At 42.9% G+C, this 12,514-nt stretch carries 7 protein-coding genes; 1 reads left to right on the forward strand and 6 read right to left on the reverse strand.

Going from position 1 to position 12,514, the window contains the following annotated elements; translation table 11 throughout:
* Positions 1–14: 14 nt before the first annotated feature.
* The 6 genes from QZY09_RS05275 to QZY09_RS05300 form a co-directional block, all read right to left on the reverse strand.
* Positions 15–1,595, reverse strand: a complete 1,581-nt coding sequence (locus QZY09_RS05275; protein ID WP_295669147.1) for an L-serine ammonia-lyase, iron-sulfur-dependent, subunit alpha — start codon at positions 1,593–1,595, stop codon at positions 15–17.
* Positions 1,596–1,851: 256 nt separating this feature from the next.
* The gene (locus tag QZY09_RS05280; protein ID WP_295669151.1) at positions 1,852–4,314 is read right to left on the reverse strand and encodes a glycoside hydrolase family 95 protein; all 2,463 of its coding nucleotides are present in this window, start codon (positions 4,312–4,314) and stop codon (positions 1,852–1,854) included.
* A gap of 301 nt (positions 4,315–4,615) precedes the next feature.
* Positions 4,616–5,377, reverse strand: coding sequence for an SOS response-associated peptidase (locus QZY09_RS05285; RefSeq protein ID WP_295669154.1), 762 nt, complete (start codon positions 5,375–5,377; stop codon positions 4,616–4,618).
* Between the two features lie 55 nt (positions 5,378–5,432).
* Positions 5,433–5,678, reverse strand: a complete 246-nt coding sequence (locus QZY09_RS05290) for a hypothetical protein (protein ID WP_295669157.1) — start codon at positions 5,676–5,678, stop codon at positions 5,433–5,435.
* Between the two features lie 545 nt (positions 5,679–6,223).
* Complete coding sequence (locus QZY09_RS05295) at positions 6,224–8,128, reverse strand: sensor histidine kinase (protein ID WP_295669159.1); 1,905 nt, start codon at positions 8,126–8,128, stop codon at positions 6,224–6,226.
* Between the two features lie 369 nt (positions 8,129–8,497).
* Positions 8,498–9,178, reverse strand: coding sequence for a hypothetical protein (locus QZY09_RS05300; protein ID WP_295669162.1), 681 nt, complete (start codon positions 9,176–9,178; stop codon positions 8,498–8,500).
* A gap of 872 nt (positions 9,179–10,050) precedes the next feature.
* On the opposite strand from QZY09_RS05300, the gene QZY09_RS05305 reads away from it, so the two are divergent.
* Positions 10,051–12,342, forward strand: coding sequence for a glycoside hydrolase family 31 protein (locus tag QZY09_RS05305; RefSeq protein ID WP_295669165.1), 2,292 nt, complete (start codon positions 10,051–10,053; stop codon positions 12,340–12,342).
* The last annotated feature ends 172 nt before the right edge of the window (positions 12,343–12,514 follow it).

The raw sequence follows: 12,514 nt of genomic DNA on the forward strand, positions 1-12,514 counted from the left end.
CAAGCCTGTGGCCATTAACAGCTCTTAAAAAAGCTGCCTGATTTTTCTTCCAAAAGTGCCTCTATTTTTTTAGCAGCATTGGTCACCGATAAACCGCCGAGGTTGGTACACCTGAGCGTATAATGAATTTGATCGCCAACGGCTTTCATGGTTTCAATTACTTCATCAAGCGGTATCAAATGTTCATAGTTGCACAAAGCCATATTGGCGCAGGAAACGGCATTGGTAGCCGCCATCACATTCCTGCCCAGGCAGGGCGCCTCCACTCTGTTGCCTATTGGGTCGCAAATAATACCTAATGAATTTTGCAGGGAAATTGATGCTGCTGAAATAGCCTGCGCTAAACTTCCTCCATTCATGCCAACAAGTGCGGCCGCCGCCATTCCTCCGCCTGATCCTGTTTCCGCCATGCATCCGCCAACTTCGGCAGCGAATGTAGCATGTGCGGCAATAAATACACCTATAATGCCCGCGGCAAGCATAGCTTTTACCATTTCATCTTCTGGCAGGTTTAAGGTATGGGCGATGCCAAATATGGCACCGGGCAAAGCGCCGCAGGATCCGGCGGTAGGGGCCGCGACAATTACCCCCATGGAACTCTTAACTTCCATTATAGCTGATACGTACATAATTACCTGGTTTATCGCGCTGCCGCCTATTAACTTATCAGCCACCATATTTTCCATGTACACCGGCGATTGACTGCCTAATATTCTGTCTTCATAATATGTTCCCTTCAAACCTGAGTTGATCGCATTGCCCATTATTTTTATGATCTGCCGCATTTTTTCAAATACCTGTTCGGGACGGATATTTCCCCTCATGCTTTCATAATCTATGGCTAATTCCCAAAGATCCTTATGCTTCCCCTCATTATATTTCAGCATCTCATTACAAGTGATAAAGGGTACGCTTAGGTCTTTTCGGGCCATTACCGGCAGCACTGGTTCTAAAACCTTAATTGCCTTAACCGAACTCATTTCAAGCAATTCTTTACAAATACGATCTTCAGGAGCTTGTTGCGACTTTATTTCAATAAATGATCTCTCGCCTGCATGGTACAATATTTCATCATACTCAATCGTGTTTTTTAAATATGCTATAACTGTTTCATGAGCAGAAAAACAATAAATTAATGTTTCAAAATAATCGCCGGCCATGGCTACTTCATTCCCATCAATATTAATAACGGTGATCATCCCGCCGCCTGTTGATATTGCTGTGAGCTGCCGTGTTCCATTTCCGTTGGTTAATGTTAATTTATAGGTATTCGGATGCTGGGCCTGTATATCGCAAATATTGATCGAGAAACTAATTCCGGCCGTAGATAAATATTTTGCCGACTCAGGTAATCGTTCATCATCTGCTTCCCATCCCAGGAAACCACCAAACAGCCCCATATCCGAACCCTGGCTTTTATGGGTTGTCGCCAGTGAGCCGTTGGGGTCAAATTCTATCAGGACGTCAATAATTTGTTCATCCATTAAGTCCCTTGCCAAACGTCCTATGCGCAGGGCAGCGGCACAATGTGAACTTGAAGGGCCGCGCATTACCGGTCCAATAACATCATTGAAAATACTGGGATAGTTTTGCATCTTTTTTATTTCACCGGCCTTTAAAATTTATTGCTAAATGGCAGGAAACCGGCAATACATAAAGTTCGTTTTTATTAATGACACATCCAAAAGATCAAAACAAATCAGCAACCTGGTGATCATTTCGTTTGAAATTGATTTTTTAACAATTTAAAAAACTATGAGGAGTAATTTGTTTTTGATGACTACTGCGCGCACGATACCCTGGGCCAGAAGCCGGTTGGTTTTATTGAGTTTAAAACAATGGCCTATTTTTTTAAATCGCAGCAAGGCTGTAAATGCCGCCTTTGGTAGTTTGAAACTGCACCGAGCCATCTTTTCGCCATTCTGCCCTTACTTTTTTCCCATTTACTGTTACCTGAACGGGCGCCCCGATGGTTATACGGCAAATATTTCCCATTTTAGATAAGATTTTGACGCTGGTTATTTTGTTATTTTTCCATTGCATATCCAGCTGAAACGCGCCGATGGTGCATACACCCTTAAATTCGCCTTCGTTCCATGCTGCAGGCAGGGCCGGCAGCAGGTCAATTACCCCATTGTTTGATTGAACCAGCATTTCGGTAATAGCTGCCGTCATGCCCATGGTGCCGTCGATCTGCATAACGGTACCCTCTTTAGCGAAGAGCTGCGGAAAGGATTGTTCCTTAAAATATCCATTTAATATGGCATAGGCTCTGTTTCCGTCCCGTAGCCTTGCCCAGAGGGCAGTTTTCCAGGCGCGTGACCAACCGCTCGTGCCATCACCCCTAAGATTAAGCGTATGCTTTATCGGATCTATAAATTCAGCCGTATTTTTAACAGAAAATACATTACCGGGGTATAAACCATAAAGTGGGGAAGAATGCCGGTGTTGCTTTTCAAGCTGCCCCCAATCTTCTTTCCATTCCTGCAATGTGCTGTCCTTACCTATTAGCTGGGGCCTCAGTTGGGTTTTTGCAATGGACACTTTTGAGGCAAAATTAGTATCCCTGCCAAGTATTTCAGCGGCCCTTGTGTAATTGGTAAAAAGATCAGTGATGATCTGCATGTCAATAGACGAGCCTGCACAAATGGTAGTCCCGGGCAGCATACTGCCGGTTGTTTCATCAAAATACGGCCCATTGCCAGGGCTACCGGTGAAATTTTCCGGAGAGGAGGATGGGTTAGTCACCAGCCAGTTTTTTCCGGGGGCCTTTATTAAATAATCCATAAAAAAATCGACTGATCCCTTTATAACCGGGTAAATATCCTGCAGGTATTGTTTATCGCCGGTATACAAATAATGGTCCCATAATTCTTCACAAAGCCAGGCGCCTCCGGTGGTAAAGGTACCCCAGGTTGGCCCGTCCATAGGTGCGGCCACCCGCCACAGGTCGGTGTTTTGATGTAAAACCCAGCCCCGACAATTGTAATTTTCTTTAGCCACCTGAGTGCCCTGGTCGACGATGTCTTTCATCAAATTGATGAGTGGTTCAGCACACTCCGTGAGGTTAGCCGATTCAACCGGCCAGTAATTCATTTGCAGGTTAATATTAGTGGTGTATTTCGAATCCCAGGGAGGGTTCATTTCATTGTTCCATATACCCTGCAGGTTTGCCGCCTGCGTTCCCCGCCTCGACGATGAGATCAATACATAACGCCCAAATTGATAGGCCAGCGCTGCAAGCTGCGGATCGGCTTTAGCCTGGCTGTTTGCTAGTCTTTCGTTAGTCGGCAGCCATGAATTTGCTGTTACCGGCAAATAAAGGGATACCCTGTCAAATAAATTTTTATAATCGGCAAGGTGGTCTGCCTTCATTGCTTCGTAGGTTTTTCCACCTGTCGTGTTTAAGTAGCCAGTTACTCTTTTATGTTCATCGGCACTTACATCTTTATAGTTTACAAAATTAGTGGCGGCGGTGAAATAAAGGATAACTGAATTAGCGTCGTTAATGACCAGATCTGCACCGGTTACCTTCATTGTGCCGCCCTCCGGCACTGCCTTTAATCGGGCTTCGTATTTTAATTTCCCCGCAACGCCTAAATAATCTGCTGATTTGCCAGTTAGCACGAGGCCATCATTACCGAGCCCATCCATTTTAAAATAATCGGTGGCATAGTCTGAATGCTGCTGATTTCTTACTCCTCTTAAACTCGCGGTAAATGAAATGCAGCCGGGTTTGCTTGCTGTTAGCCGGATCGCGATCACCTGGCCGGGTGCTGATGAAAAAACTTCACGGTGATAAGTTACCCCATCGCAGGTAAATTGAACACCTGCAATGCCGGTCTCCAAATCGAGCCAGCGTTTATATGTGGTCACATCTTTTAAAGGTTTAAAAAATAAATGAAGATCGGCCAGCGACTGATATTTTTGCTGCTCGACCGGATAGCCCATTAGTTTTCGCCCGAAAAGTGATTGCGCCTCTTTGAATTTCCCTTCAAATACGAGTTGCTGTACTTCGGGTAAATATTTATAGCCCCCTTTTACCACAGAAGAATACGGGCCGCCCGTCCAGTAGGTATCTTCGTTTAGCTGGATATGTTCTTCGTTGGTACCGCCGAAAACCATCCCGCCCAAACGACCATTGCCAAAAGGGATGGCTTCGTTCCATTTACCTGCCGGAGAATTAAGCCAGATTACTTTTGAAGCGTCAAAAGTATGCTGATCTATTTGTGCGGAAATATCATTATCCTGCGAAAAAACGGTCCCGGTAATAAAAACCAGGAATAATAAACATATGATAAACCGTTGTTGCATAGCACTAAAGCTTTAATGGGACATTTTATCAAACCTAAGTAAAGAAACGCAAAAAATAAAAACCCCATTTTTTTGGGGGTTTAAAGGGCAAACGCATTAAAGTTTAACAGGTTGTTTTCATTTCTGTTTAAATCAAGTGATCAGCCATGATCCTTTCAAATCCTTGTTTTCTTCGTTATTCCCTATGTTCGAATCCATCTACTTATGACTATGCCTGGAGACTTCGTCTCCATTGCTTTTTAAAGCAGGTTAGCAGCAATAAAGCCGTTGATGTCCTAATTGTTGTTGGTTATTTCCCTGTTCATTCGGCATAAATTAATTCTTCGGTATCTAAAAAGCTCAGGTCTATCGGCGGCAGGTCTTCATATTCGCGCGGTGTTGCTTCCTGCGTTTTCATATAGTCTTTTTCAATCGTACAAAACTCCATTACCGTTGATGGCACTTGGGTTAAGGCAAGCTGTTGCAAACGGTCGTTAGTGGGGTTGGTCATCAGCCATTCCCATGCCTGTGCGTCGTTAAGTATAGCAGGCATCCTTTTTTTGGAGTTGTGGATCTGTTTCATTAATGCATTAGCGGCAGTTACGCCAAGCGCGAAAGTATTGATCTGTTCGCCTGTTTCTTTATCAGTCCACTGGTTATATAAACCGGGAAACCAAAAATACTCACGCCCTTTAATACCTACCTGGTAGGGGAATTTATCGGTATCTTTCAATACCTGCCCTTTTGCCCCAATTTTTGGCATATGCCGGGATTCAACAATCCCGGTTGATAATACGATGCAACGGCGTGATTTGGCAGCATCGGCCCACATGGATTTTTTGCCCTGCTCATTTGTAAAAAGGTTTTCGCCTTTAAAATTCAGCGTGGTGTACATCCTTCTGAATTTATTTGCTTCCTCGCGGTTAGTAATATAGCCAGGTACATATCCCCATTCCATCTGTACAATTTCAAAATCGCTTTGGTCTTCGTTGGCAACCAATACTGCGCAGGGTTTATATCCAAATCCATTATGAACACCCACGTTTAAAAAATCATAATTGGCCGTTGCTTTGGATAGTTTCATCAACCTGATAAATTCAGAATGGGAAACCCTTTGCCCGTTGTAATAACACATAGGTTTATTTCTTTTTGTTATGATAATACCAACCAATTAAGGGGCCAATTTCATCCGCTTCAGCCTGCCGGCCCGGGGGCACAGATGTCCAGTATTTTGTCCCTTTTGTACTTTCAACCACTACCAGGTTCAAGGGCTTTAAATGATTGGCAAATTTGACATGAAACACGCGCGAACCTTCAATATAATGTTCGGTAATGGTTAACATCAACCCGTTATAATCAATGGTGTACGGTCCGCTTTCGGGCATCAGCGTAAAGTTATAAAATGTTCATCAAAACAACAATCTATGATAGGGGTTCGCTTTCAATTGACTCCCTTTGCGGATGACTATGCATGGAGACTGCGTCAGCTCAATAGCCATTATCTTTTCAGATCCTTATTTTATTCGTCAATTCCCCGGCCCGGATATTTTTATTATCTGCCCTATTAGTTAGGATGCTTTCGATCTGGTTGAGTTGTTCTACGGTTTAGGCCCTTAAATTTTCCTGTCCGCCTTTCCAGATGTGCCTCTGGATACCAAACAAATTAGGCGTGTCGCTTTGTTTATTGCACTGAGCCAGACTGCCTAAGTCAAGCGGCACGCTTGCACTGGCCGGGGGGTAGGGGTTTCGCGAACTATGTTACCCTTGACCAATCTCCTACATGGCGACGAAACCCCTCCCCGCCACTTCACAGTCGGCCGCACCCCTCCCGATGGGAGGGAGTTTTGGCTGTGATTTAAATCTTTCGAACACCTTTGGTGAAAAACACCAACAAAGGCGAAAAGTAGCGTGGTTTACCTGCGCCCTATTTTTAATTATTCGGGATAAATATAGCCACGAGCGTGCCTTTGCCCGGCGATGATGAAATATCAACTGAACCTTTTAAATACTCCACACGGCTGATCATGTTTTTTAAACCAATACCTGTAAACTTATTTTTATCATCGGTATTAAAGCCTTTGCCGTTATCTTCTATCGATACGGTGATCTCGTTTTTATCGCACAATAACAAAATATCCAGTGCTGTTGCTTCGGCATGTTTAATTACATTATTTACTGATTCCTGGATCACCCGGTACAATACAGTTTCGGTGGTATTTTCCAAACCCATGTCAATGCCCGTTGTTTCCATGGATATTTTCAATTTTTCGGCGGGGATCTTATTGATAAAATCACGCAGCGCAGAAACAAGGCCGCTTTTTATTAACGCGTTTGGCATCATCTGGTGGGCTATGGAGCGTACTTCAGCACAACTCTCATCAACAAGGGCCATTGTTTTTTCGGCAAGGATGTCTGCGGCCGGCTGCCTGATCAAATAGCGCTCCATCAAAATTTCCATATTCATTTTAACGGTGGTAAATAACTGGCCCACCCCATCATGCAATTCGCCTGCTATGCGTTTACGTTCTCTTTCTTCGGCCTGGATAATTCCTTTGGTAGCCAGCTCCTGCTGTCTTAACACCTCGTTGCGCAAAACTGCCGCTTGTTTAAGTTTGTAACGGTTATAAAACTGGTAGCTGATGACCAAAAACAGCAGGAATACGCCACCTATAATCAATAGGATCATGTTTTTTTGGGAGAGCTGTAATTGCTGTACGGTAGTTTGTTCGTTGAGGAGCCTGATCTGTTGCTTTTTCTTTTCGTTTTGGTAACGGGCCTCCAGTTCATTAGCCTGTTTCAGCATGATCGTGCTTTGGCTGATGTCCTTTAAACTATCATAAATGGCATAGTACTTCAGGCTATTCCTGTAATCCTTTCTGTCGCGGTATTTGCCCGCCAGGTCGAAGGCGATGTCGCGCTGCTGTTCAATCGTTGTATTTTTTTTTGCATAGTCGTATGCCTTTTGCGAGTCCAATACGTCTGTGGTATCTTTCATGGCTGATTTCAGGTTAGCCATTTCCTGGGCAACTTCGGCCAAACCCTTTGGGTCCTTGTTTTTTTCAAACAATACTTTTGCTTTTTTTAGGTTTTCGAGGGATTTTTGGTAGGACCTGGTATCTATATACAAGGCGCCTATGTTGAGTAAAGAATTGGCCACGCCTGTGAAGTCATTTAGCGCCTGTTTGATCTTTAATGATTTTGAGTAATACTCCAGCGCTTTTTGATGCTGTTTCTGATCAGAAAAAATTACCCCATAGGAATTATAAACGTTGGCGATACCTGTTTGCTGGTTGGTTTGCTGAAAGTTTTTTAACGCATATCCGTCATATTCCAGTGCCTTATCAGGCATTTTTAAGGCGTAATAACTATTGCTGATATTGGCATAAATACTTCCCACGCCATCTGTTTTTCCGATCGCTTCCAATATTTCAACTGCTTTTAAAGAAGCATCTATAGCCTTCAGCTGATCGCCCTGCTGCATGTAGTTGAGCCCGATATTGGTATAAACCTTTGATTTTAACGTGTTATCGTTTAAGGTGTTGGCAAACACTAAAGCCTTGTTTAAATAATTTAGTGATAGGTCATACTTTGCCTGGTATGAATAGAGTATTCCCAGGAGGTTGTTTATATTCCCTTCCAATGGTTTGTTATTTATCCGGTCGGCAATTTCCAGTGCTGCTAATGCTTTATTTAAACAGGCGGTTCTGTCCGAATAAAACAGGCCCTTGGCTTCGGTAAATTTAGTTGCTGCGGATACTGAATCATTAATGGCATCCTGCGCAAATAATTGAATAAAGCGCGATATTAAAAGTAAAGTGATAAATAGTTTACGCATTTTGTTGCTCAGGTTAAACGCAAGTTATTGAACGGGCTATAAAAATATTGGGATTGCTCCTGCACCTGTTATTTAAAAATTTGAAAGGGTGTCAATACATCTAAAGCCGCCATTTTCTATCTTTTGGCTTTGATTTTAGTTTTCTCAAAGCTACCCGGCGTTGTAAGACAGCGCAATACCGATAGGTAGGTATTTTCAACTACGTACTTTGCATTTACACCCCCTTGTGCAGGTAACATTTCAGGCTTGTACTTTAAATATTTGATTGTACGGCACAAGCGAAAAGGCAGCCGGGCCCATGCCGGGAAGACAGTTTCGCTACGGCTACTGAACGGGGGGAACAATAGGTCAGATTATATCCTTATGAGATCAGTTTTTTCGCGGGTGCGGATATTTTTTAGTAGCAATAGGGCTAATAATATTTTCGATCTGTTTTAGCTGCGCCGCGGTTAATAGCTTAACGTTTTCCTGGCTGACGATGGTATTGTTGATTTGGATATAGTTGTTCTGTTCGTGCATCACGGTGGTTTGCGTTTTATGGATTACGCCAACCATTTCGAAATAGAGGCGGGCGGCCCGCATGTCGCCGCTGCTGGCATATTTAAAAACGTTGGCCAGAATTTTGGGGGCCATAAACTTAAACTGTTCTATTTGCGCTATAAATTCGGGCTGTGCTTTGTATGCGGCAAAATGTTTGTTAATGGTTTGGCGGCTGAGGCCGGTTTCTTCGGCGATGGCGGTTTTGGTGGGCATGATGCCATGGTGCTGCATCAATATGGCGATGGCATCACTGATCATGAAGTGGTTATATTCCCAAATGCTGCTTTTAGTAGCGGCAGGGAGGATCAGGTCTATTTTGTCCAGAAAACGATCTCTTTCGGCGCCTTTTAATTTGGCCAAAGTTTGGGTAGTGGTTTGCTCAAGGCATTGGCGTTCGGCCGGGCTCAGCTCGTCAATATCTTTCAGGGTGATCTTTGTGAGCGCCAGGAGGCGGTCAATTTTTTGCTGCACGGCAGTACAACCAGTTAAAGTGGCGGTTTGGGAAGTCATAATGATTTTTTTGGGAGGAAAAGTAAAGGTACGAAAGATATTTTTAAAATACTAATTTAGTTAGTAAATTAGTAATGAAAGTGTAAACCTGGTATTTTATTAACTACTTGATTGTCAAATAATTGTAATTAAATAATTTAAGAAACTGTAAACCCTGTGTAAACCATGCCTTGCGGTTTATTTTGTTTTAGGGCAGTCGGCCGGCGGTGTAACACCTACTTGAAGCGGTAAATGCAAAAAGCCCTCAGAAGCTTATCTGGGGGCTTTTTTGTGGAGCCGGAGGAACTCCAATTGAACCCTTTATACCACTTTTAGTGTTTTTGGATCGGTTGAGTTTAAAGTAATCTTATGATTGTTTCTATTTAGAAACAGTCATTTTGATCAGCAGTTTACCTATCTCTGATAAATTGTTGTTATTGGATAAAATAAATTATCCAATATGAAATCAGCTCATTTATATATTCGTGTCAGTACCGACGAACAAAAAAAGACAATTTACTTTTTAATTGAACAGGAGGCGCGTTCGTTGCACCATTGTGAAATTAACAATATAAAAGTCAATTAGTTGTTCATTTAGTTAACCAGTAAATCGAAATGACCTGATCGGGACTTTCAGAATAAGTAAACTGCTGTTTGTGTTTAATTTGAACATTCCGTACTCTATTTTATGACTTTTGTACCCGTTCATTCTTTTTTCTCCTTTATAATTTTGGCACGTTTTGAATAAACCCGAGAATATTTATTAAGGTTGCTGAATTTATATGGTTGTTATACTTGCCAAACTACCAGTATTTAAATGAAGACCATAATTATTAATTGCCTCTCGCCCGGTTTAAGAAAACATAACCAATTAATTAAATAAACCTGTATTCATGTTAAACAAAAAACTAATGTTCAGGTACGGCTTGTTCAAAATTTTAATGGCTGTACTGTTGCTCTTAATAATTAACACCTCTGTGGCGAGGGCCTCAGTTATTTCGTACAAAAAAGAGGCAAACGGGCTAATATTTACATTAGATAAAGGCCTGATGAAGGTTACTGTTTGCAAGGATGATATTATTGAAGTAAAATATACGATTTTCGACAACTTTACCACCAAGTCATCACTTATCGTAAATGCAAAATGGGCACACCCGGTTTTTAAGGTTTCAGAAGACAAGAACCACGTTGCTATTATAACGGCAAAGTTGAAAGTAATCATAAACAAAGCCACTAACAATGTTACCTATGACGACATTTACGGTAATGAGATCGCTTCTGAAGATAATAAAAGCATAACGCCGGCTACCATAGCCGGGATAAGCACTTGTAATATTAGCACTCAATTCAACTCCCCCAAAGACGAGGCGCTTTTTGGCCTGGGTAGCCACCCGACAGACACAGGCTCCATCAACTATAAAGGCAGAAACCAGGATTTGGCTATAAAATATATGACGGGGGCCGTACCCGTACTATTATCCACCCGGGGCTATGGCCTGATGTGGGATAACTATTCGGCATCAAATTTTTATGGCGCCGAAGCAGGCAATACCAAATTCAAATATGTATCTGAAAGCGGCAGGCAGGTCGACTATTACTTTTTTTACGGTCCCGGGTTTGATCGGATCATCAACCTGTACCGTACAGCCACCGGCAAGGCTCCAATGTTTGCCAAATGGGCATACGGGCTGTTCCAGTCGCAGAACAGGTATATGAGCCAGGATGAAATACTTTCTGTAAAGGATGGGTACCGCAATAATCACATCCCGGTAGATGTTATCGTGCAGGATTGGTATTATTGGGACCCATTCCCGATCGGCTCCCATATAATGAACCCGAACCGTTATCCAAATCCCAAAAATCTGGTCGATGAATTGCACAAAGCAAATATTCATGGAATGATATCTATCTGGCCTGTATTCGGTAAAGGAACAAAAGACTTTGATACCCTGAAAAAAATGGGCGGATTAACCAGTATTACCTGGGATAATGTTGTCAGCCATACCTTTGATACCTATTACGATGCGCACAATCCAAAAGCACGTGAACTATACTGGGACATGGCCCGCGACAGCCTGGTTAAAAGATATGGCTGGGATGCATGGTGGGTTGATCAATGTGAGCCGGACAACGGCCTGTTATTGGACGAACGCAGGAAAGCCGACTTTTGGACCGGTAAGGGCATTGATTATTTTAACACCTATTCGCTGGAGCATTCTACCGGCATCTACCAGGGCTGGCGGCGGGATATTCCTAACAAAAGAGGCTTTTTTCTACTCAGGCAGACCTTTGCTGGCGAGCAGCGAAATGCTGCGGTGATATGGACATCGGATATAGGCGGATTCCAGTACAACTGGACCATTCCCGATTGGTCGAAACCCGAATTCAGGGAACTGTTTACCCGCTGGTTCCAGTTTGGTACATTTTGTCCCATCATGCGCATCCATGGCAATGGTGAACGTGCCATATTTTCAAAAAACTGGGATGAAGGTACCAGGGCAATCCTTTTAAAATATGACAAGTTGCGTTATCGGCTGTTGCCTTATATCTATTCGCTTGCGGGAAAAATTACGTCGGACAATTACACCATGATGCGTTCGCTGGCATTTGATTTCAGGAATGACACCAATGTTTACAAAATACCTGATCAGTATATGTTTGGCCCCGCATTTTTAGTTAACCCGGTTACAGGGAGGGAGGAAACAACGCGAAATGTATACTTGCCAAAATCAACTGGATGGTACGACTTCTGGACCGGCGAAAAATTAGCGGGAGGAGTTACCATTGCCGCCGATGCAGCTATCGGCACCATGCCTCTTTATGTACGGGCAGTTTCCATTATACCAATGGGCCCCGATATGGAATACGCCACGCAAAAAACAAACAAGGTTATTGAGTTGCGCATTTATCCGGGTGCCGATGGCAGATTTACGTTTTATGAGGACGAGAATGATAATTATAATTACGAGAAAGGGCAATCAGCAACCTTTACATTAACCTGGAATGACCGGCAGAAAAAACTAAGCATATCAGATACCAAAGGCAGTTTTCCAGGTATGCTGAAGCAGCATACCTTCAACATTGTTGTGGTCAACGGCAAACATGGTTCAGGCGCAATAGCTACGACGAATATTGACGAAGCAGTTAGCTATAACGGTAAAGCAACGGTAGTGAAATTGTGGTGAAAAACGTTTCGCGATGTGCCGGTAGCTTTGTTGCAGCATTGCTTAATGTAATAAAAGATAGTTTTAGTTGATGAAAACCCTTAATTTATTTGGTAAAAGACGGGTTGATGCGTTCCGGGGTGAGATACGGAGCGCATTTTTTATTCAGTGATTCGGGTTTTAAACCAGATAA

It is taken from the genome of uncultured Mucilaginibacter sp., from assembly GCF_903913935.1.
In the GTDB taxonomy this organism is placed as follows: Bacteria; Bacteroidota; Bacteroidia; order Sphingobacteriales; family Sphingobacteriaceae; genus Mucilaginibacter.

Coding starts and splice junctions, on each gene's coding strand:
- QZY09_RS05275 (WP_295669147.1), bottom strand. CDS start 1,595: ATGCAAAACTATCCCAGTATTTTCAATGATGTTATTGGACCGGTAATG.
- QZY09_RS05280 (WP_295669151.1), bottom strand. CDS start 4,314: ATGCAACAACGGTTTATCATATGTTTATTATTCCTGGTTTTTATTACC.
- QZY09_RS05285 (WP_295669154.1), bottom strand. CDS start 5,377: ATGAAACTATCCAAAGCAACGGCCAATTATGATTTTTTAAACGTGGGT.
- QZY09_RS05290 (WP_295669157.1), bottom strand. CDS start 5,678: ATGCCCGAAAGCGGACCGTACACCATTGATTATAACGGGTTGATGTTA.
- QZY09_RS05295 (WP_295669159.1), bottom strand. CDS start 8,128: ATGCGTAAACTATTTATCACTTTACTTTTAATATCGCGCTTTATTCAA.
- QZY09_RS05300 (WP_295669162.1), bottom strand. CDS start 9,178: ATGACTTCCCAAACCGCCACTTTAACTGGTTGTACTGCCGTGCAGCAA.
- QZY09_RS05305 (WP_295669165.1), top strand. CDS start 10,051: ATGTTAAACAAAAAACTAATGTTCAGGTACGGCTTGTTCAAAATTTTA.